Origin of the sequence: Nocardioides luteus, assembly GCF_015752315.1 — a bacterium.
Lineage (GTDB): Bacteria > Actinomycetota > Actinomycetes > Propionibacteriales > Nocardioidaceae > Nocardioides.
On the sequence record NZ_JADOVJ010000001.1, the window covers coordinates 857182 to 878110 of the forward strand.

17 protein-coding genes are annotated in these 20929 nt (G+C 69.6%); 16 read left to right on the forward strand and 1 reads right to left on the reverse strand.

Annotated elements, in window-relative coordinates:
• Positions 1-121: 121 nt before the first annotated feature.
• A complete protein-coding gene (locus HD557_RS04160) occupies positions 122-3028 on the forward strand; it encodes a glycosyltransferase family 2 protein (RefSeq protein WP_196872899.1) in 2907 nt (968 codons plus the stop codon).
• The gene (locus HD557_RS04165) at positions 3025-4881 is read left to right on the forward strand and encodes a DUF5719 family protein (protein WP_196872900.1); all 1857 of its coding nucleotides are present in this window, start codon (positions 3025-3027) and stop codon (positions 4879-4881) included. The genes HD557_RS04160 and HD557_RS04165 overlap by 4 nt, the downstream gene beginning before the upstream one ends.
• A 612-nt stretch (positions 4882-5493) precedes the next feature.
• Here HD557_RS04165 and HD557_RS04170 read toward each other — a convergent pair.
• Entirely contained in the window at positions 5494-5910 is a 417-nt protein-coding gene (locus HD557_RS04170) for a metallopeptidase family protein (RefSeq protein WP_196872901.1), read from the reverse strand.
• Between HD557_RS04170 and HD557_RS04175 the strand changes: the two genes are divergently transcribed.
• From HD557_RS04175 to HD557_RS04240, 14 genes are all read left to right on the forward strand, one after another.
• Positions 5909-6361 (forward strand): DUF3499 domain-containing protein, encoded by a 453-nt coding sequence (locus HD557_RS04175; protein ID WP_196872902.1) that lies wholly within the window; start codon positions 5909-5911, stop codon positions 6359-6361. The two genes, HD557_RS04170 and HD557_RS04175, sit on opposite strands and share 2 nt — an antisense overlap.
• 19 nt (positions 6362-6380) lie before the next feature.
• The gene (locus HD557_RS04180) at positions 6381-7769 is read left to right on the forward strand and encodes a phosphomannomutase/phosphoglucomutase (RefSeq protein WP_196872903.1); all 1389 of its coding nucleotides are present in this window, start codon (positions 6381-6383) and stop codon (positions 7767-7769) included.
• Positions 7766-7954, forward strand: coding sequence for a Trm112 family protein (locus tag HD557_RS04185; protein WP_045552122.1), 189 nt, complete (start codon positions 7766-7768; stop codon positions 7952-7954). The genes HD557_RS04180 and HD557_RS04185 overlap by 4 nt, the downstream gene beginning before the upstream one ends.
• A gap of 5 nt (positions 7955-7959) precedes the next feature.
• The gene (locus HD557_RS04190; RefSeq protein ID WP_196872904.1) at positions 7960-8991 is read left to right on the forward strand and encodes an SIS domain-containing protein; all 1032 of its coding nucleotides are present in this window, start codon (positions 7960-7962) and stop codon (positions 8989-8991) included.
• A 176-nt stretch (positions 8992-9167) separates the two neighbouring features.
• Entirely contained in the window at positions 9168-9980 is an 813-nt protein-coding gene (locus tag HD557_RS04195; RefSeq protein WP_196872905.1) for a substrate-binding periplasmic protein, read from the forward strand.
• Between the two features lie 255 nt (positions 9981-10235).
• Entirely contained in the window at positions 10236-11054 is an 819-nt protein-coding gene (locus HD557_RS04200; RefSeq protein ID WP_196872906.1) for a substrate-binding periplasmic protein, read from the forward strand.
• A 120-nt stretch (positions 11055-11174) separates the two neighbouring features.
• Positions 11175-11993: a substrate-binding periplasmic protein gene (locus HD557_RS04205; protein WP_196872907.1), complete on the forward strand. Its 819-nt coding sequence runs from the start codon at positions 11175-11177 to the stop codon at positions 11991-11993.
• Positions 11994-12100: 107 nt separating this feature from the next.
• A complete protein-coding gene (locus HD557_RS04210) occupies positions 12101-13060 on the forward strand; it encodes a DUF808 domain-containing protein (protein WP_008364113.1) in 960 nt (319 codons plus the stop codon).
• Positions 13061-13149: 89 nt separating this feature from the next.
• A complete protein-coding gene (locus HD557_RS04215; protein ID WP_196872908.1) occupies positions 13150-14346 on the forward strand; it encodes an MFS transporter in 1197 nt (398 codons plus the stop codon).
• Between the two features lie 82 nt (positions 14347-14428).
• Positions 14429-15868, forward strand: coding sequence for an adenosylhomocysteinase (ahcY, locus tag HD557_RS04220; protein ID WP_008364118.1), 1440 nt, complete (start codon positions 14429-14431; stop codon positions 15866-15868).
• Positions 15869-15981: 113 nt separating this feature from the next.
• A complete protein-coding gene (mtrA, locus tag HD557_RS04225) occupies positions 15982-16689 on the forward strand; it encodes an MtrAB system response regulator MtrA (RefSeq protein ID WP_196872909.1) in 708 nt (235 codons plus the stop codon).
• Positions 16686-18302 carry an MtrAB system histidine kinase MtrB gene (gene mtrB / locus HD557_RS04230; RefSeq protein ID WP_008364122.1) on the forward strand — a complete coding sequence of 539 codons (1617 nt, stop codon included), beginning with the start codon at positions 16686-16688 and terminating at the stop codon, positions 18300-18302. The genes mtrA and mtrB overlap by 4 nt, the downstream gene beginning before the upstream one ends.
• Entirely contained in the window at positions 18299-20017 is a 1719-nt protein-coding gene (locus tag HD557_RS04235; RefSeq protein ID WP_196872910.1) for an LpqB family beta-propeller domain-containing protein, read from the forward strand. The genes mtrB and HD557_RS04235 overlap by 4 nt, the downstream gene beginning before the upstream one ends.
• A gap of 72 nt (positions 20018-20089) precedes the next feature.
• Positions 20090-20836 carry a ComF family protein gene (locus HD557_RS04240; RefSeq protein ID WP_231380171.1) on the forward strand — a complete coding sequence of 249 codons (747 nt, stop codon included), beginning with the start codon at positions 20090-20092 and terminating at the stop codon, positions 20834-20836.
• The last annotated feature ends 93 nt before the right edge of the window (positions 20837-20929 follow it).

Consider the following 20929-nt stretch of genomic DNA (forward strand, 5'->3'; position numbering starts at 1 on the left):
CCCGGACCGTCACGGTCCGGGCCTGCTGATCTTTTCGGAGGTAAATACCTGCCGGGGCGTACGCCGATCGCTCGACAGGTCCATTCGGACTATCACCAGTTGGGCACTAGGGTTGCCGATCGTGCAAGCGTCGGTCGCTCTCGTCCTCGTCTCTCATAACGGCGCCGGCTGGCTTCCGACCGTCATCGACGGGATCCGGAACCAGCAGGCTCCGGTGAGCTTTGCCGTCACGATCGACACCGGCTCGACCGACAGGTCGGTCGAGATCCTGGAGGAGACCTTCGCCCAGGTGGTCAAGCTCCCGGCGTCGACGACGTTCGCGGATGCGGCCAACGAGGCGCTCAGGATCCTCCACCAGGCGGCGCAGCCGCCCGAGTGGATCTGGTTCCTCCACGACGACTCCACCCCCGACCCGCACGCGCTCGCGACGCTGCTCAACGCGGCCGAGGAATACCCGGAGGCCGACATCCTCGGCCCCAAGATCCGGGAATGGCCCTCGCTGCGCCGGATGCTCGAGCTGGGTGTCTCGATCTCCGTCACCGGAAACCGCGAGACCGGCCTGGAGCGGGGCGAGTACGACCAGGGCCAGCACGACGAGGTACGCCGCGTCCTGGCCGTCAACACCGCCGGCATGCTGATCCGGCGCGAGGTCCTCGAATACCTCGGTGGCTTCGACAAGCACCTCCCGGTCCTCGGCACCGACATGGACCTCGGCTGGCGGGCCGCCAACGCCGGCTTCACGACCATCGCCGTGCCGGACGCGGTCGTCTTCCACGTGGAGGCGGCCCACCGCGGCGTACGCAAGACGCAGCTGACCGGGCGCCGGATCCACTACCAGGAGCGGCGGGCGGCGCTCTACACCCTGCTCGTCAACGGCCGTCCGGGCACCTTGGCGCTGTGGATGGTCAGGTTCTTCTTCCAGACCCTGTGGCGGATGCTCGGCTTCGTCCTCGTCCGTGACCCCGGGGCGGCGCTCGACGACCTGGCCGCGCTCGGCTGGATCTACGGCCACACCGGCCAGATCATGCTCGCCAAGCGACGCCGCCGGAAGCAGGCCCACGCCGACAAGGACACCGTCAAGGCGCTGCTGCCTCCGCCCTGGCTGCCCTACCGGCACGGTCTCGACTTCGTCTCCGACGTCGCCACCGCGGTCACCCTGCAGGCCTCCGACATCGCCGAACGGCGTCAGATGGCCCAGGCCGAGGCCGACCCGGCCTCCTTCGCCGCGAAGCGGCAGGCCGAGCGGGCCCAGCTCGAGGAGGACGAGATCCCGGCCGAGACCGGATGGCTGGTGCGTCTGTTCACCAACCCGGTCGCGGTGCTCCTGGTCGTCGTCGGCATCCTCGGAGTCATCGGCGCCCGCGCGGCGCTCGGTGGTGTGGCCGGCAGCGGTCTCGGTCCCACGCCCCAGAACGTCGGCGACTGGTGGCAGCTGCAGTTCGAGTCCTGGCACGCGCTGTCGCAGGGCACGGGCGTGCCCGCTCCGCCGCACGTCTTCCCGCTGGCGGTGCTCGCCACGATCCTCGGTGGCAACCCGAGCCTGGCCGTCACCGCGGTGATGCTGCTCAGCTTCCCGATCGCGCTCGGCGGTGCCTGGCGATTGCTGCGGGTCGCCGGCCGGCTGATCAGCCACCTCGGCGCCCCGCGCTGGCTGCTGCTGTGGGGTGCGACGGCCTACGCCCTGGTTCCCTACGTCAGCGGCGCCTTCGGCGACGGTCGGATCGGCGCGGTCGTGGTGGGCGCGGTCCTGCCCTGGCTGGCGCACGCCGCTCTCGGGTTCAGCGACCCCGTCGCCGACCGCCGCTGGCGGGCCGGCTGGCGCACCGGTCTGCTGCTGACCGTCATCACCGCGTTCGCGCCGATGGCCTTCCTCGTCGCAGCCGTCTTCGCGGCCGTCATCTTCATCGCCGTACGCCGGCTGATGCCCGCCGTGCTCACCGACCGCGACCAGTGGGGCCCGCCGGCCGCGGCCATCGCGACGCCGGTCGCCCTGCTGATCCCGTGGTGGCTGCCGCTGATCTTCTCCGGCGGCTGGGCCGGCCTGCTGCTCGACCCGGGCCGGCTGCCGGCCCCGGCCGCCGGCGGCTTCGACCTGCTCGTGGGCCGCCTGACCGGGCTCGACGGTGCCGACCTCGGCGCCCCGTGGTGGCTGGGCCTGGCACTGCCGCTGCTGGCGGTGCTCGCGCTGATCCCGAGCCGCACCCGCATCCCGGTGCTGGTCTGCTGGATCGGCGCGGTCGCGACGGCCGTCGTCACCATGCTGCTGTCCTGGATCCCGGTCCAGCTCGACGCCGGCATCGCCCGGGTCGGCTGGGGATTCCCGCTGGTCGCCATCCAGGGCTTCGCCGTGGTGGCTGCGGTGCTGGGGGCCCAGGGCGCCATCCTCGACGGCCTGAGCGGGCTGCGGAAGGTCATGGTCGGCGCGGCTGCCGCGGTCGCCGCCGTCGGTGTGGTCGGCAGCCTCGGCTGGTTCGTCTACGCCGGTTCCGGCGACCTCACCGACAACACCCGCGCCCTCGGTCACACCGGGGTGCCGTCCTACATGCTCGACCCGACCTCGACCACGCTCGGACCCGAGGACGGCGTCCTCGTGCTGCGCGGCTCGGTCGACGAGGGCATCCGCTACGCCGTCCTGCGCAACGACGGGATCACCCTCGGTGAGGACGAGATCGCGCAGGTCGCCGGTGGCTCCGACGAGCTCACCGGAGTCGTACGCCGCCTGGCCGCCGATCCCGACGATGCGGTGATCGGTGACCTGGCCGCCCAGGGCGTCGCCTACATCGTGATGCCCGGGCCGGCCGACTCCTCCGTCGCCGAGGGCATCGACGCCTCCGGCTCGGTGACCCAGGCGAGCACCGTCGAGCGCTCGACGCGTGCCTGGCTGCTCGACTCCGAGCCGAGCGACCCGGGCGTGACCGAGTCGCAGTCCATCATCCGTACGATCCTGTTGGTCCTGGCCGGTATCGGGCTGTTCGTGGTCCTGGTCCTGTGCCTGCCGACGCTGATCCAGAGGAGGGAGTCGGCATGAGTCACTCACGTGACCCCTACGACCGCTCGCACGATCCGCAGACCGACGACGTCTACGGCCAGGAGCCGTGGATGCTGGACCCCTACGCCGACCCGTATGCCGCGGGCCAGACGGCGCCGGAGGGTTACACGCCCGAGCAGCTCTATGCCCAGGAGCCCTACGTGCCCGGCCCCGAGACGGGACAGATGCTCGCCCAGACGGGCTACCCGCCGGCGTACGAAGGCGAGTATCAGACCGGTGACTACCAGACCGGCAGCTATCAGACCGGCGGCTATCAGACCGGTGAGTTCCAGGGTGCCTTCGAGCCGCAGTTCGAGGCATGGCCGACCGCCGACGAGATGCGGACGGCGGAGCCGGAGCCCGAGCCGGAGCGCGCCAAGGGCGGCCGGATGGCGGCTGCCGCCGCGGCAGCAGCCGCAGCGCGGCCCCGGCTGCGCCGCGTACGCAGGCAGCGTGGGCGCCGCCTCGACAACACCGCTCTGGTGGCGCTCGGCCTGATCGGGGCGATGGCCGTGGCGCTGCTGCTCAACCGGCCCCACCAGTGGGAGCAGCCGACGCTCGCCGCCGAGAGCAGCGCGCCGAAGGCGGCCACCGTGGTGTGTCCCGGCAAGCCGAAGTCCGGTCAGGACCAACTCGCCGTCACCAACGCGACCGACGGTTCCGGCGAGGTCTCGCTCAGCGGCCCGGGTGCCGGCAAGGGCGCTCAGGCCGCCGCGGCGTCCGGCAAGGTGACCGCCGCATCCGTCAAGCCCGGCTCGGTCGTGGTGAAGGCGGGCAAGGAGGTCGCCCCCGGTCTGGTCGCCGGACGCTCGACGGCCAAGCCGCTCGCGGCCACGGGCTGCGTGGCTCCGCAGGCCGAGGCGTGGTTCCCCGGCGTCGGTGCCGGCGCCACTCACAACTCGGTCCTCGAGCTCACCAACCCCAACAGCGGCGCGGCCACCGTCGACATCTCGCTCTACGACGAGAAGGGTGTGGTGGCGGTCCCCGAGGACCTGCGCGGCGTCGCGATCCCCGGCAACACCACCCGCACCTTCGACCTGCTGCACGTGATTCCCCGCAAGGGTGAGCTGTCCCTGAAGACCACGGTCGTACGTGGCCAGGCCGGCGTGATGGTGCGCGACCGCGCCGTCGCGCTCGAGACCGGGGCCACGAAGGAGGACTACTTCCCGGGCCAGTCGACGCCGGCCGAGACCAACCTGCTGGTCGGCTACCCCAACAACTCCGCGAGCCGCACGCTCACCGTCGTCAACCCGGGCGACGCCCAGGTCAGCGCCGAGCTGCGCCTGCTCACGCCGAAGAACGTGCTCACCCCGGAGGGCGCCCCGGAGATCAGCGTGCCGCCCAACGGCCAGGCGCAGGTCGACCTGACCAAGCTGCTCGGCAAGGACAACGCCGACGACGCCTACGGTGTCGAGATCGTCGCCACCGGCCCGGTCACTACCGCGATGCGCTCGGTCGACCGCGGCGACGTCGCGATCACCACAGCCACCGAGACCGTCTCGAAGGCGACCGCCGTGGTCGTCCCGGTCGGTCCCAGCGTCGACAAGAAGCGGGTCGTGATCGCCGGCCCGGTCGCCAAGACCGGGAGCAGCGGCACCGTCAAGATCGTCCCGATGACCGCGAAGGGCAAGGCGCTCAAGGCCAAGTCCGTCGAGGTCGGCCCCGGGCTGGGCGCCGAGATCGACGTGCCCGCGGAGGCCGCGCTGATCCAGCTGGTGCCTGAGGGTGTCGAGGTCAATGCCGCCGTGGTGATGAGCGGGGAGGGCGATGCGGTCGTACCGTTCCGTCCGCTGCGCTCGGAGGTACGCACCGCCGGGGTTGCTCCGGGGTTGCCGTTGCCGTTGAAGCCCTGAGTACTTCTTTTCGGCGCGCATTGGCTGCTGTGTTTTTGTGGTTGGTGTTTGCCGCCGACCCGTTACGGGAGGGTGTTCTCAGCGGCGTCCGGAGTAAAGGACGGCCTTCGGCCGCCGGCTTCGCCGGCCGCTTCGCGGTCCTTGACACCGGCCGTCGCTGAGAATTTTGGCTGATTATCGGGTCGGCGGCAGGGGTGTGGCGCGGTGATGTGGGTTGGGCAGGGGCTTGGGATCCGGGGTGAACGAATGTTCGTTCACTGCTGCCACGCCGCCTAGGGTGGCTGAGTCCGTGAAAGAAAATTCTCTTTCACCCGGAGGAGGCTGGGCGGATTGGTGGGGGTGAACGAATTTTCGTTCACCGTGGAGCGTCTACCTCCCGAGGGGCGACTGTCTCCCGGCCACACTGGGGCCGCCGCCCCTGATAGCCAGCCAAATCTTTCTCGACATGGTCCGGTGTCAAGGACCGCGAAGCGGCCGGCGAAGCCGGCGGCCGTAGGCCGTCCTTGACTCCGGGGCAGGTCGAGAAATACTCGAGGACAGGGTCGGCGGCCCAGACCAGCCCCAAAATCTCAGTACCCAAGGGCCGGTAAGACGGGACGACCCACCAGAGCCTCAGGGCTGATAGCGAGGATCAACATCCTCGGCGTCGATCCCGAGCAGGTCGGCGACCTGCTCCACCACGACCATGAGCACCATCGCCTCGACCTCGGCGCGGGTGTGGCAGCGGTGCTCGATCGGTCGCCGGTAGATCACCAGGCGCGCCGGGTCGGCGCCGGAGCCGCGCTCCAGCGAACCCAGCGGGATGTGGTCGTCGACGGTCCATTCCTTCGGGATGTCGGGCGACTCCTCGACGGCGTACTCGATCAGGCCGAGCCGCGACTGCCAGCGACCGTCGATCTCGGTGACGATCCCGAGCGCGATGTCGTCGAAGCGCTCGCGCCGGGTGCGCAGGACCGGGACCTTCGGGTCGGTCGGGACGGCGATCGGTCCGCGTCTTCCACGGCCATGTCGATCCCTGTGCCTGGTCATGTACGCGAGCCTAACTGCGCGGCTGGCGTCAGGGGAGTACGGTTCACTCGTGACTGCTCGTCGTTGTTCGCGAACCGCCTGCCAGCGCCAAGCCGTCTGCACGCTCACCTATGTGTACGCCGACCAGACGGCCGTCCTCGGCCCGCTGGCGACCTATGCCGAGCCGCATGCCTACGACCTGTGCGAGGAGCACGCCGAGCGCCTCTCCGCGCCCCGGGGCTGGGAGGTCGTCCGGCTGGCCCGTGAGCCCGTCGACCCGCAGCCGAAGGGTGATGACCTGCTCGCGCTGGCCGACGCCGTGCGTGAGGCCGCCCGCCCGCCGGCTCCCGCTCCCCGAGGACCCGCCGGCACCACCGGGCCGGACGAGGCCGACGCCCCCGGATCGAGCGACGGCCAGGCTCGCCCCGGGGGCACCCGCCGCGGCCACCTCCGCGTGCTGACGTCCGAGTAGGACGACTAGAGTTCCGGACATGCCGGAGAGAGTCGACCCCGACGTCGCCAACGCCGTGTTCAAGGCGTACGACGTCCGTGGCACCGTCCCTGACCAGATCGACGAGAACCTCGCCCGACTCGCCGGGCGGGCCTTCGTCCACGTCGTCGGCGCCAGCGGCGGCGAGATCGTGGTCGGCCACGACATGCGTCCCAGCTCGCCCGCGCTCTCCGGGGCCTTCGCCGAGGGCGCGACCGAGGCCGGCGCCGACGTGACGATGATCGGGCTGGCCTCGACCGACGAGCTCTACTTCGCCTCCGGCCACCTCGGCCTGCCGGGCGCGATGTTCACCGCCAGCCACAACCCGGCGCAGTACAACGGCATCAAGCTGTGCCGGGCCAACGCGGTCCCGGTCGGCGCCGAGAGCGGGCTCGACGAGATCCGCGACCTGGTCATCTCCGGGGCGGCCCCGCTCGCCCAGGTCGCCGGCAGCATCAGCGAGACCGACGTGCTCGAGGCGTACGCCGCGCACCTGCTCTCCCTGGCTCCGGTCAAGGGCCGCAGGCTCACCGTCGTCGCCGACGCCGGCAACGGCATGGCCGGCCACACCGCACCGGCGGTCTTCGGCCGTCTGGGCGAGGAGGCCGTCGAGCTGATCCCGATGTACTTCGAGCTCGACGGCACCTTCCCCAACCACGAGGCCAACCCGCTCGACTCGACCACGCTGGTCGACCTGCAGGCCAAGGTGCGCGAGACCGGCGCCGACGCCGGCCTGGCCTTCGACGGTGACGCCGACCGCTGCTTCCTGGTCGACGAGCGGGGCGAGGTGGTCAGCCCGAGCGCGATCACCGCCCTGATCGCCGAACGTGCCCTGGTCCAGGAGCCGGGCGCGACGATCATCCACAACCTGATCACCTCCCGCGCCGTCCCCGAGATCGTCGCCGAGCTCGGCGGCACCCCGGTGCGCACCCGTGTCGGCCACTCCTACATCAAGGCCGTGATGGCCGAGTCCGGGGCCGCCTTCGGTGGTGAGCACAGCGGTCACTTCTACTTCCGCGACTTCTGGCGCGCAGACTCCGGCATGCTCGCGGCGCTGCACGTCCTCGGCGCCCTCGCCGAGTCCGACAAGCCGCTGAGCGAGCTGCTGGCCGCGTACGCCCGCTACCCGATGAGCGGCGAGATCAACTCGACCGTGCCCGACCAGGCCGCGACCGTGGCCGAGATCGAGAGGGCGTACGCAGGGCGCGACGGTGTCACCGTCGACAAGCTCGACGGACTGACCCTCTCCCACGCCGACTGGTCCTTCAACGTCCGCGCCTCCAACACCGAGCCGTTGCTGCGGCTCAACGCGGAGGGCAAGGACACACTCACCATGGAGCGCGTGCGCGACGAGGCGCTCGCCATCATCCGAAAGGACAATCCCGCATGAGCGCCTTGGGCCTGAGCGAGAAGCTGCTCGAGATCATCGTCTGCCCGCAGTGCCACGGCGACCTGCTGCCCGTCGAGGCTGACAGCGAGCTGGTCTGCCAGGGGGAGTGCGGCCTGGCCTATCCCGTACGTGACGGCATCCCCGTCCTGCTCATCGACGAGGCCCGTCCGACCAAGGGCGAGTGACTCCGATGACCTGGTTCGACGAGTCGAGGCTGGACGACGAGCGGGCGCTGGCCGGGATCGACCTGCTGCTGCGTTCGTTGGCCGAGTCCGGGGCCCGGGTCCGTCGCGAGGCGGCGGGCGCCGCAGAGCCCCTGCAGGAGGCCGTACGCCGCGCGGCAGAGTCCGGCCGACCCCGGGCCGTCGTCGCTGCGGGTCCCGACTCGCGCCTGCTGCGCGCCGTCCTCGAGCCGTACTGCCCGGTGCCGTTCGTCGCCTGGCCGGCCCCGGGCCTGCCGGGCTGGGCCGGAAGCCTGGATCTCGTGGTCGTGCTGGCCCCGACCGGCGCCGACCCGGGTGAGGCATCGGCCGCCGCCGAGGCCGTCCGCCGTGGCGCCCAGCTGGTCGTGGCGGCTCCGGAGAACTCGCTGGTCGCCCAGCACGCCGAGGGTCGCGACAGCACCCTGCTCCCGGTCGAGGGCGGCGACACGCTCGCGATGGCGATCCTGATGCTCACCTACCTCAACTCGGTCGGTCTCGGTCCGGAGGCCGACGCGGGCAAGGTGGCCGATGCGCTCGACGACGTCGCCACGGCCTGCTCTCCGCATCGCGACATCTCGGTCAACCCCGGCAAGATCCTGGCGATCTCGCTCGCCGACTCGCTCCCGGTCGTGTGGGGTGGCTCCGTCCTGGCCGCCCGCGCCGCCCGCCGGGTCGCGGAGAGCCTGCGCCGGGCCAGCGGCCGCGGTGCGATCGCCGGCGACGCCGACGACCTGCTCCCGGTCCTCGAGGCGGCGCGGCCGCGCAACGTCTTCGACGACCCCTTCGCCGAGGAGCAGTCGTCCGTACGTCCCGTCCTGGTCATCCTCGACGACGGCGCGACCGATCCGATCATGGTCGAGCAGCGACGCTCCCTCACCGAGGCCGCGGACGCCCGCGGCGTACGGGTGGAGGTCGTCGAGGCGAACGCGAGCACGGAGGTCGCCCGCTACGCGTCTCTGCTGCTCCAGGGAACATACTCCGCGGAGTATCTTCGTTTGGGTCTGGTCAACGACGGTTGATTCCGCGTGACGGACAGATCCATGTGATCTGCGTCATGTCGTGCGGTCAGGTTCGTTGGCGGAGCGTCGCCATGATGTGAGACCCCTGGACGCCGGAGAGTGGGCTCCTGTTTGATTTGGCAACAAATCGGTCACATCAGGCCGCATCCCCCTCCCTGGAACAGGATCCCCCTCCCATGAACCAGACCAAGTTCGTCGTCGCCGGTGCCCTGGCGATCCTCGGCGCCATCGTCTTCAGCGGCCGGCTCTCCGATCCGGCCCCCTCTGCGAGCGACAAGGCGAGCGCCACGGTCGGCGGCACCCTTCGGATCGGTGTCGACAGCGCCGAGCCGGCCTACTACAAGGTCGACGGGGTCGCCAAGGGCTTCGACTACCAGATGGCGCGCAGCGTCGCCGAGGGCATGGGCGCGGAGGCGGAGTTCGTGGAGATGGACTTCAACGAGCTCCACCCGGCCCTTCGGGCGGGCAAGATCGACATGATCGGTGCCCAGGTCACCAAGACCGAGGAGGGGGAGCGGGAGTTCGACTTCAGCGCTCCCTACTTCGTGACGTACGTGTCCTTCCTCGCTCCCAAGGGGTCGACGATCCGGAGCCGCGACGACGTCGACGGCAAGAGCATCGCAGTCGTCGAGGGCACCGTCCACGAGCGTTACCTCCGGGAGCAGTACGAGGACGTGAACATCGTCAAGGCCCCGGATGCGGCGGCCGCGGTCACGTCGATGCGAAGGGGGGAGGCCGATGCGTTCTTCTACGGTGCTCCGTACTCCGCGTCGATCATCGAGGACTCGCCCATCCCGTTGACCGAGCCGATCGTCTACCAGGCCCAGGACGCCCCGATCGGGTTCGTTGTCCGCGAGGGCGACGAGCGCAAGCAGCAGATCGACGGCGTCATCGAGGACATGGTCCTCAGCGGGGAGTGGCTGAAGATCAAGACGGACTACTTCGAGGCGGATCCGCTCTCCGAGGTCTTCAAGGAAAAGGGCGTCTGAAGCGCGGAATCCTGTGTTTGAATACGAAGGATGACGAATCAATCGATTTGGTGAACGATGCGCGTGATCTGTGTCACGGGCCACGGTGAAGGTTCAGACACGGAACGTAACGATGATCGTCGAAAACCTGGACGTGGGGGACTGGACAGGTGTTTGATGCAACCTCGTCCGGCCACTCGTGGCCAGCACGTCGTGGATTCTCGGCGCCGACGTGACGGGCATGCCCCACCATCCCGGAAAAAACAGGACTTTCGCATGAACCACATCAAGCTTGTCGTCGCCGGCGCCCTGGCCCTCCTGGGGGTCCTCGTCATCGGTGGCTATTTTGCCGACCCGGCACCGAAGGCGACCGAACAGGAGAGTGCCGCGGCTGGCGGCACTCTGCGGATCGGCGTGGACGGCACCGAGCCGGCCTACTACAAGGTCGACGGCGTCACCAAGGGTTTCGACTACGAGATGGCGCTCGGTGTCGCCGAAGGCATGGGTGCCAAGCCGGAGTTCGTCGTGATGGAGTTCAGTGACCTCTTCACCGCGCTCGAGGCCGGCGAGATCGACATGATCGGCGCTCAGGTCACCGAGACCGCGGAGCGGAAGCAGGACTTCGACTTCACGGCTCCCTACTTCGTGACGTACCTGTCCTTCCTCACCCCGGAGGACTCCACGATCAAGACGCGCGCCGACATCAACGGCAAGAACATCGCGGTCGTCGAGGGCACCATCCACGAGCGCTACCTCGACGAGCAGTACGAGAACGTCAACGTCATCAAGGCCAAGGACGAGGACACCGCGATCAAGGCGATCCAGGACGGCAAGGCGGACGCGTTCTTCTACGACGCCCCCTACACAACGCCGATCATCGCTCGCTGGCAGGACAGGTTCCCGCTGAAGGAGGCGATCGTCTACCCGGCCGACGACGCCCCGATCGGCTTCGTCATGCAGAAGGGCGACGGGCGCAAGGACCAGGTCGACGAGGTTCTCGAGCAGATGATCCTCGACGGGGAGTGGCTGAAGATCAAGAAGGAGTACTTCAAGGAGTACCCGCTCTCGGAGGTCTTCAAGGACAAGGGCGCCTGAGCCTGAACCCGCTCGCCCCACTTTGGGGCGCCTGAAGTCCAGTAGCCTACGATGCCCGCTGGCCCGGCTCGCCCCGGGTCGCGTGTCTCGGCGCACCCCTCCCCCACACCAGGACGTCGTATGAAATCCCTGAAGTTCATCCTTGCGGGCGCGGTCACCCTTCTGGTGATCCTGATCGTGGTCTCCAACACGGTGGAGACGACCGGCCCGTCCTCCGCCAGGCGCAGCAGCGCTGCCGACGACGGAGCTCTCAAGATCGGCGTGCTGGACAGCAGGCCGGTGTACTACCACGAAGGATCCTCGGCCAAAGGCTTCGACTACGAGATGGCCCTCGGCGTCACGCAGTCCCTCGGCATCAAGCCGGAGTTCGTCCCGATGGACTTCGCCGATCTGTTCACCGCGCTCGACGCGGGCGACATCGACATGATCGCGTCCCAGGTGAGCGTGACCGAGGAACGCGAGAAGGTCTACGACTTCTCGCACCCCTACTTCGTCACCTACCTGTCCTTCACCACCCCGAAGGACTCACCGATCAAGAAGCTCAAGGACGTCAACGGCACCAGGGTCGCCATCGTGGACGGCACCGCGCAGGAAAGCATCCTCAAGGCGCGGTTCCCCAAGGCCGAGATCGTGAAGCGGAAGAACGAGGCGGCCGCGCTCGAGGCAGTCGCCTCGGGCAAGGCGGACTCGTTCTTCTACGACGCGCCGTTCACCGAGGGGCTGATCAAGAGTGCCCCGATCCCGATGGAGGAGCGGATCGTCTACCCCTCCGACAAGGCTCCGATCGCCTTCGTCTTCCGCAAGGGCGACGGGCTCAAGGACCAGGCCGACGACGCGATCGACGAGATGATCGTCGACGGCACCTGGCTGCGGATCAAGACGGACTACTTCCGTGAGTACCCGCTCTCGGAGCGGTTCCGGGAGCAGGGCGTCGAGTAGCACGCACCACCCGCTAAGGTTCCGGTCATGAGCGAGCGTCAGCGAGCGACAGTAAGCCTCAGGCCGTCGCCTCCGTATTATTCGCCCTTCGCGACGGAGGCGACGGCATGAGCGCCGGACTCTTCGCACTCCTCGACGACGTAGCCGCCATCGCCAAGCTGGCGGCTGCGTCCGTCGACGACGTCGGCGCTGCCGCCGGCAAAGCCTCGGCCAAGGCCGCGGGTGTCGTCATCGACGACACCGCCGTGACGCCGCAGTACGTCCACGGCATCGCCGCCGAGCGCGAGGTGCCGATCATCAAGAAGATCGCCCTCGGCTCGCTGCGCAACAAGCTGCTGATCATCCTTCCGGTGGCGCTGATCCTGGCGCAGTGGGCGCCGTGGGCGATCACCCCGATCCTGATGATCGGTGGTGCCTTCCTCGCCTTCGAGGGCGTCGAGAAGGTGCTGGAGTGGGTCCGGCCGCACGCGGAGACCCACGAGACGCCGGTCGTCCTCGAGGGGCCCGAGGCCGAGAAGACGATGATCGCCGGAGCCGTACGCACCGACCTGATCCTCTCCACCGAGATCATGGTGATCGCGCTCAACGAGGTCATCGACCAGGGCTTCTGGATGCGCCTCGGCGCGCTCGTCGCGGTCGCCTTCCTGATCACGATCGTGGTCTACGGCGTCGTCGCCCTGATCGTGAAGATGGACGATGTCGGCCTCTCGCTCTCCCAGCGCTCCGGCGCCTTCGCCCAGCGGTTCGGCCTGGGCATGGTCTCGGCCATGCCGAAGGTGCTCACCGTGATCTCGATCGTCGGCACCGTCGCGATGCTCTGGGTCGGTGGCCACCTGATCCTGGTCGGTCTCCACGACGTCAACGGTCTCGCCGCCGGCCACCCCGGCTGGTCGTGGCCCTACGACACCGTCCACCACCTCGAGGAAGAGGTCCACCACGCGCTCGGTGCCGTCGGCGCGGCAGCCGGCTGGCTGGTCAACACCTTCTTCTCCGCGGTCGTCGGCCTCATCGTCGGCGCGATCGTGGTCGGCGTGCTCCACCTGCTGCCGTTCAAGAAAAAGCACTGACCGTCGGCGGATTCCGGGGCTAGCCTCGGAGCATGCACCCGATCTAACTCTCCGGGCACGACCTCTCCGAGCGCAGCCGTACGCTGCGTGTGCTCGCCTACCACGCCTCGCGTGACGCGGTCCCGCTCTATGCGGTCTACGCCCTGCTCTTCGCCGAGCACGGGCTCTCCGCCGGGCAGATCTCGTCGCTGTTCGTGATCTGGTCGGTGACGGCGTTCGTCGCCGAGGTGCCCTCCGGTGCCTGGGCCGACACCGTCGACCGACGCCACCTGCTGGTGGCCTCGGCGCTCATCCATGCCGCCGCGTTCGCGGCCTGGACGTGGTGGCCGTCGTACGCCGGGTTCGCCCTGGGCTTCGTGCTGTGGGGTGTGTCCGGTGCGCTGATGTCGGGAACCTTCGAGGCGCTGCTCTACGACGACCTGGTGGTGCGTGGTGAACGCGCGCGCTACCCGCGCCTGATCGGCAATGCGCGTTCCTCCGCGCTGGTGTTCACCCTGCTCGCGGAGCTGGCGGCGGTGCCGCTGCTGCACGCCGGCGGCTATCAGCTGGTCGGGGTGGCGTCGATCGGGGTGGCGCTCGTCCAGGGCCTCCTGGCCGCGACGCTGCCGGTGTCGCGGTCGGCGCGCCACGGTGGACGTGAGACGGACGGTGACTCGGACGAGGGCGCCGCCGGATATCTGGTGATGCTCCGCGCCGGACTCTCCGAGGCATCCCGCACCCCCTCGGTACGCCGCGCGCTGCTGGTGGCGTCCGTGCTGGTCGGGATGACGGCGTACGACGAGTTCTTCCCGTTGGTCGCCGATGCCCATGGCGTCGCGGCGACCACCGTCCCGGTCCTGGTCGCGCTCGCCACGCTCGCCCAGGCGGTCGGCACGGCGCTGGCCGGCCGCACCGCGCGGATGTCACCACGTACGCTCGCGGCGGTCGTCGGGGCAGGGGCAGCGCTGATCTCCGCGGGTGCGCTCGTGCACCCCTATGTGGGCTTCCTCGGCATCGCGCTCGGCTACGGCCTGCTCAACAACGCCATGATCGTGGCCGAGACCCGGCTCCAGGACAGCATCCAGGGCCCCGCCCGGGCCACCGTGACCAGCGTGCTCGGGGTGGGGGAGGAGACGGTGGCTCTGGTCACGTACGCCTTCGTCGGTCTCGGGTCCGGTGTCATCGGGGTGCCGGTGGCGGTCGCGCTGGTCGGGCTGCCGCTGGTCGCAGGTGCGGTGATGAGTCACCTGATGATCATGTGGCGTTCGCCGTCCAGGATTACCGCGGACGCCGAGGGCCGCTTGTAGTCTGGGAAGACCCTGCGTGGGAGATCCCGCTGGTGCGCAGATGCGCGACGCAGGCCCGCATGACATTCGGTAAGGAATAACCATGGACTACAAGGTTGCCGACCTGAGCCTGGCCGAGTTCGGCCGCAAGGAGCTCACCCTCGCCGAGCACGAGATGCCGGGCCTGATGGCCATGCGCGAGCGCTACGGCAAGGACCAGCCGCTCAAGGGCGCCCGCATCGCCGGCTCGCTGCACATGACCATCCAGACCGGCGTGCTCATCGAGACGCTGACCGCCCTCGGCGCCGACGTGCGCTGGGCCACCTGCAACATCTTCTCGACCCAGGACCACGCCGCCGCGGCCGTCGTCGTGGGCAAGGGCACCCCGGAGGACCCCCAGGGCACCCCGGTCTTCGCCTGGAAGGGCGAGACCCTGGCGGAGTACTGGGACGAGGCCGAGAAGGTCTTCGACTTCACCGACGAGGCCGGCAACAAGATCGGCCCCAACATGCTCCTCGACGACGGCGGCGACATCACGCTGCTCGTCCACAAGGGTGTCGAGTTCGAGAAGGCCGGCGCCGTGCCGGGCCAGGACTCCACCGACAACGAGGAGTTCAAGGAGGTCCTTCGGGTCCTCGACCGGTCGCTGAAGAACGACCCGCAGCGCTGGACCAACATCGCCAACGGCATCAAGGGCGTCACCGAGGAGACCACCACCGGTGTCCTGCGCCTCTACGACCGGTTCAAGGAGGGCTCGCTCCTCTTCCCGGCGATCAACGTCAACGACTCGGTCACCAAGTCGAAGTTCGACAACAAGTACGGCTGCCGCCACTCGCTCATCGACGGCATCAACCGCGCCACCGACGTGATGATCGGCGGCAAGGTCGCCGTCGTGTGTGGCTACGGCGACGTCGGCAAGGGCTCGGCGGAGTCGCTGCGCGGCCAGGGTGCTCGCGTCATCGTCACCGAGATCGACCCGATCTGCGCGCTGCAGGCTGCGATGGACGGCTACGAGGTCCGCCGCCTGGAGTCGGTCGTCGAGACCGCCGACATCTTCATCACCACGACCGGCAACTTCGACATCATCCGGGTCGAGCACTTCGAGAAGATGAAGAACCAGGCCATCGTCGGCAACATCGGTCACTTCGACAACGAGATCGACATGGCCGGCCTCGCGAAGATCCCGGGCATCGTCAAGGACGAGATCAAGCCGCAGGTCCACCAGTGGATCTTCCCCGACGGCAAGAAGATCATCGTGCTCTCCGAGGGCCGCCTGCTCAACCTGGGCAACGCCACCGGTCACCCGAGCTTCGTGATGTCGAACTCCTTCACCAACCAGACGCTGGCCCAGATCGAGCTCTTCACCAAGACCGACGACTACCCGATCGGCGTCTACGTCCTGCCCAAGGCGCTCGACGAGGAGGTCGCCCGCCTCCACCTCGACGCCCTCGGCGTCGAGCTGACCGAGCTCAACCAGGCTCAGGCCGACTACCTCGGCGTCCCGGTCGAGGGTCCCTACAAGGCGGACCACTACCGCTACTGATCACCGTCCGAGTCGGCGCGTCCGTCCCACAAGACCGGGGCAGACGCGCCGACGCGGCGTTTTCGGGTGGCTCATGTGATGCGTCGCACGCACCGGGTGACAGAATCGGACACATGGCCGATCGCAGCGCTCCCGACCAGCCCGCCAAGGGAAAGGTCCTCGTCGTCGATGATGATGCCTCGCTGAGCGAGATGCTGGCGATCGTGCTGAGACAGGAGGGCTTCGACTCGCAGCTGGTCGCTCGTGGTGACCTGGCGCTGCCGGCCTTCCACAACTACAAGCCCGACGTGGTGCTGCTGGACCTGATGCTTCCCGGGATGGACGGCATCGAGGTGTGCAAGCAGATCCGCAAGGAGTCGGGCGTGCCGATCGTCATGCTCACCGCCAAGGGCGACACGGTCGACGTGGTCGTCGGGCTGGAGTCCGGGGCCGACGACTACGTGGTGAAGCCGTTCAAGCCCAAGGAGCTGATCGCGCGGATCCGGGCCCGGGTCCGCAGGCACGGCGAGTCGCTGCCCGAGATCCTGGAGATCGGCGACCTCACCATCGACGTCGCCGGCCACCAGGTGACCCGTGGCGGCGAGCAGATCCAGCTCACCCCGCTGGAGTTCGACCTGCTCGAGTGTCTGGCCCGCAAGCCCCACCAGGTCTTCTCTCGCGAGGTGCTGCTGGAGCAGGTGTGGGGCTACCGGCACGCCGCCGACACCCGGCTGGTCAACGTGCACGTCCAGCGACTTCGCTCCAAGGTCGAGCACGACCCGGAGAATCCCGAGATCGTCGTCACCGTCCGTGGCGTCGGCTACAAGGCAGGGCCCGTGTGACACTCCAGCAGGTCGTCCGCGCAGCCGCCCGGACGCCCAAGAAGCTCCTGACCACCTGGCGCCGGTCGATCCAGACCCGTGTCGTGGTCTACACCGTGCTGCTCACCGCGGCCGCCGTCAGCCTGGTCGGGCTGATCCTGCTCGACCAGATCGGCGACGAGCTGGTCCAGGACCGGGTCGCGGCGGCGAAGGCGGAGGCCTCCGAGGAGCTCTCCGCGGCCCGCTCCAGCATCGCGGAGACCTCGGGGGCCAACGGGGGCACGCCGCTGCAGCGCAACGACCTGGGTGACCCGATCATCCAGCGCAGCCTCTCGCGCGGCTACGGCGTGGTCATGGCCGGTCCGGTGACGTCGACCTCCGGCCGGATCAGCGACGACGGTGTCGAGTGGACACCCGGTGTGGACGTACGCAGCGTCCCGCGGGCCCTGGAGGACCGGTTCCAGACGATCCGTGCCGAGCCGGCCTGGACCTACACCCGGATCTCCTACGACGACGGCGAGCGCTCCTCGACACCCGGCATCGTGATCGGGTCGCAGCTGGAGCTGCACGACGACACCTACAACATCTACTTCCTGTTCCCGATGGACCAGGAGCAGGAGACGCTCGGCGTCATCACCCGCGGGCTGCTGGCCGCCGGCGCGATCCTCATCCTGCTGATCGGCGTCGGCAGCTGGATCGTGACCCGCCATGTCGTCACGCCCATCCGGATCGCCCGCCGGACCGCGGAACGACTCGCCGCCGGCCGCCTCGAGGAGCGGATGGTCGTGCACGGCGAGGACGACCTCACCGGCCTGGCGATCTCGTTCAACCAGATGGCCAGCGGCCTGCAGAACCAGATCCGGCAGCTCGAGCACCTCTCCCGGGTCCAGCGACGGTTCAGCTCGGACGTCTCCCACGAGCTGCGTACGCCGCTGACCACCGTCCGCATGGCCAGCGACGTCCTCCACGAGGCCAGGGACCGGTTCGACGCGCCGACAGCCCGGGCGGCCGAGCTGCTGCAGACCGAGCTGGACCGGTTCGAGACCCTCCTGGGCGACCTGCTCGAGATCAGCCGCTTCGACGCCGGAGCCGCGGTGCTCGACCTCTACGACACCGACCTGACCGCGCTGGCCCAGGCCGTCGTCGAGGCGTACGAACCGCTGGCCGCCAAGCGCGACATCGAGCTCAAGGTGGTCGCCCCGGACCACCCGTGCATCGCCCAGGTCGACCATCGCCGGGTCGAGCGGATCGTACGCAACCTGGTGGCCAACGCCACCGACCATGCGCTCGTGGGCCAGACCGTCACCATCCGGGTCGACAGCGACGAGCACGCCGCCGCGCTGACCGTGCGCGACCACGGGGTCGGGCTCGCCCCGGGAGAGACGGCCCTGGTCTTCAACCGGTTCTGGCGGGCCGATCCCGCGCGTGACCGCTCCAGCGGCGGGACCGGCCTCGGCCTGTCGATCTCGCTCGAGGACGCGCACCTCCACGGCGGCTGGCTGCAGGCCTGGGGTCGCCCGGACCAGGGGGCACAGTTCCGGCTCACGCTCCCACGCTACGCCGGGGCCGCGCTGCGGCACAGCCCGCTCCCACTCGTCCCCGCGGATGCCCGCGACACCCTGGAGGCATCGTGAGGTCCTTCTTCGCCGTCGTCCTGACCGCGGTCGCGCTCCTCGTCTCGGCGTGCTCGAGCGTGCCCGACTCCGGCTCCGTGCAGCGCGTCGACCTGGCCGCGCCGGACGCCCAGGAGGAGCTCATCCCCTACAACCCCGGCGCGCCACGAGCGGGCGCATCACCGGGGGAGATCGTCGACGGGTTCCTCGACGCGATGAAGGCCACCCCGATGAGCACGGCCTACGCCCGCCGCTACCTCACCAAGGACGCGGCGAAGAACTGGGCGCCGGCCGGCCGCACCCTGGTCTACGGCGAGCTCGGCAGCCACGTCGGCTCCTCACCCCGGGTCTCGGTGGAGCTGGAGGACGCCGGCTGGCTCGACGAGCGCGGCGTGTGGCGCGGTGCACTGGCCGCCTCCCAGGCGATCCTCGACTTCGAGCTGACCCGCACCGAGGGCGAGTGGCGGATCAGCTCGGCCCCGGACGCCCTGGTGGTCGAGGAGGACTGGTTCCTGACCCATTTCGCCCGCAGCAACCTCTACTACGTCGAGCCGACCGGCCACACCCTGGTGCCGGAGCCGATCTTCGCGCCCAAGGGCACCGCCTACGCCACCACCCTCGTCTCCAGCCTGCTGAGCGGCCCGGGTGAGGAGGAGCGAGGCGTGATCCGCAGCGCGCTCCCGGCCGCGGCCGACGAGCCGCGCTCGGTGAACATCCGCGACGGGGTCGCCGAGGTCGACCTGGCCGGTGACCTGGGCGACCTCGACTCCGAGGAGCTCCAGCTCATGGGCGCCCAGCTCGCCTGGACCCTGCGCCAGGACGCCAGCGTGGAACGTATCCGGCTCACGATCGACGGCGAGCCGGTGGTGCTGCCGGGCTACGGCGACACGTTCGACGTCGACAGCAGCGGGGGCTACGACCCCAACGGCACCTCGGCCAGGGTCGATCTCTACGCGTTGCGTGATGGTGCGCTGGTGACCAGCACCGGCGAGAACGGCGACCCGTGGGTCCCGGTGCTCGGCGGCTGGGCCGACTCGCACGGGGTGACCGACGTCGCCGTCGACGCCGCCAACTCGAGCGCGGCCGCGATCACCGCCGACCGCACCGGCGTCCTCGTCGGCAAGCTGGCCAGCGACGGAGAGATCACCCAGGCGCCCGTGAAGGGCACCCGGCTGCTCCGGCCCTCCTGGGACCTCGCCGGCCGGCTGTGGCTGGTGGACAAGGACTCGACCGGCGCCCGGGTGATGTACGTCGACGGCGACCGCCGCGTGCGCGTCGCCATCCCGGGCGTCACCGGCGAGAACGTGACCCGGTTCCTGGTCTCGCGCGACGGCACCCGGTTCGTCGCGGTGATCGACGGCGTGTCCTCGGACCGCATCGTCGTCAGCCGGCTGCAGGCCTCCTCCAAGGGCCAGATCGTGTCCGGTACGTCGGCGGTCCTGCTGCCGCACCCGGATTCCGCGACCATGCGGGTCACCGACATCGCCTGGACCTCGCCGACCACCATCGTCGCGGTCCAGCAGATCAGCTCGACCGCGCTCTTCCAGTCGGTCTCGCTCGACGGCGCGCCCAGCGGCGAGCGCTACACCCTCAGCGACCGGGTCACCGGCGTCGTCGGCTCCCCGGTGGCCTCGGCCCGTCTCTACGCCGTCTCCGGCACCACCCTGCTCGACCCGCTCGACCGGTTCGACCTCGGGATGCCGTCCAACATCTCCGACGTCACCTACCAGGGCTGATTCTCCACAGCTCTATCCACAGGTACGCCGCACCCGGTTGCCCCGCGGCAGCCACCCTGGTCGACTCGACCCATGAGCCTTCGAGCAACCGTGCCTGATCGTCTCGGGCTCCGCTTCGACCTCGCCAACGCCTGGCACGACCTGGTCGTGGGCGGTCGCTGCGTCGGCTGCGACCGGCCGGGCCGCCTGCTCTGCCGCGACTGCCACGCCGCGCTCCCGGACCGGGCCGGGGCGAGCCCGCCGAGCCCGGCGCCGCCGGGCATCGTCCCGGCCTTCGCCGCGGGACCCTACGAGGGCACCCTCAAGCAGTTCGTCATCGGGCTCAAGGAGCGCCAGCTCCTCGGTCTGCGCCGGCCGCTGGCCGGTCTGCTCGCGCTCTCCGTCCTCGAGGCGATGGCGCAGACCGGCGCCGGTCCCACGGTCCTGGTGCCGGTCCCGTCGCGGCCGGCGTCGGTGCGAGAGCGCGGCCTGGACAGCACCGCGGCCATCACCCGCCGGGCAGCCGCGATGCTGAGGCAGCACGGGCTCGGCGTACGCCACCACCGGCTGCTGCGCACCAGACCGGGCGTCGCGGACCAGGCCGGCCTCGACTCACGGCAGCGGCAGGCCAACCTGGCCGGGTCGATCACCTGCCCGGCGTCCGGCATCCGGACACTTGCCAGAACGATCCCGCGGGCGAGGTTCATCGTCTGCGACGACGTGATCACCACCGGCGCGACCGCGCGGGAGGCTCAACGAGCGCTGGAATCGGTCGGTCTGGAGGTGACGGCGATCGCAACCGTGGCGGCCACCCAGCGTCGGTCTCGCGTTCAAATGTAGGAAACCACCATGTAATTCTGTTGAAGGCCTTTCATGGGGAACATCGGCGAACTACCGTCACTACATGGAGTCCGCCTGGGTCCGTGGTTGCGT

Coding starts and splice junctions, on each gene's coding strand:
- HD557_RS04195 (WP_196872905.1), top strand. CDS start 9,168: ATGAACCAGACCAAGTTCGTCGTCGCCGGTGCCCTGGCGATCCTCGGC.
- HD557_RS04240 (WP_231380171.1), top strand. CDS start 20,090: ATGAGCCTTCGAGCAACCGTGCCTGATCGTCTCGGGCTCCGCTTCGAC.
- HD557_RS04165 (WP_196872900.1), top strand. CDS start 3,025: ATGAGTCACTCACGTGACCCCTACGACCGCTCGCACGATCCGCAGACC.
- HD557_RS04190 (WP_196872904.1), top strand. CDS start 7,960: ATGACCTGGTTCGACGAGTCGAGGCTGGACGACGAGCGGGCGCTGGCC.
- mtrA (WP_196872909.1), top strand. CDS start 15,982: ATGGCCGATCGCAGCGCTCCCGACCAGCCCGCCAAGGGAAAGGTCCTC.
- HD557_RS04185 (WP_045552122.1), top strand. CDS start 7,766: ATGAGCGCCTTGGGCCTGAGCGAGAAGCTGCTCGAGATCATCGTCTGC.
- HD557_RS04180 (WP_196872903.1), top strand. CDS start 6,381: ATGCCGGAGAGAGTCGACCCCGACGTCGCCAACGCCGTGTTCAAGGCG.
- HD557_RS04205 (WP_196872907.1), top strand. CDS start 11,175: ATGAAATCCCTGAAGTTCATCCTTGCGGGCGCGGTCACCCTTCTGGTG.
- HD557_RS04170 (WP_196872901.1), bottom strand. CDS start 5,910: ATGACCAGGCACAGGGATCGACATGGCCGTGGAAGACGCGGACCGATC.
- ahcY (WP_008364118.1), top strand. CDS start 14,429: ATGGACTACAAGGTTGCCGACCTGAGCCTGGCCGAGTTCGGCCGCAAG.
- HD557_RS04200 (WP_196872906.1), top strand. CDS start 10,236: ATGAACCACATCAAGCTTGTCGTCGCCGGCGCCCTGGCCCTCCTGGGG.
- HD557_RS04210 (WP_008364113.1), top strand. CDS start 12,101: ATGAGCGCCGGACTCTTCGCACTCCTCGACGACGTAGCCGCCATCGCC.
- HD557_RS04175 (WP_196872902.1), top strand. CDS start 5,909: ATGTACGCGAGCCTAACTGCGCGGCTGGCGTCAGGGGAGTACGGTTCA.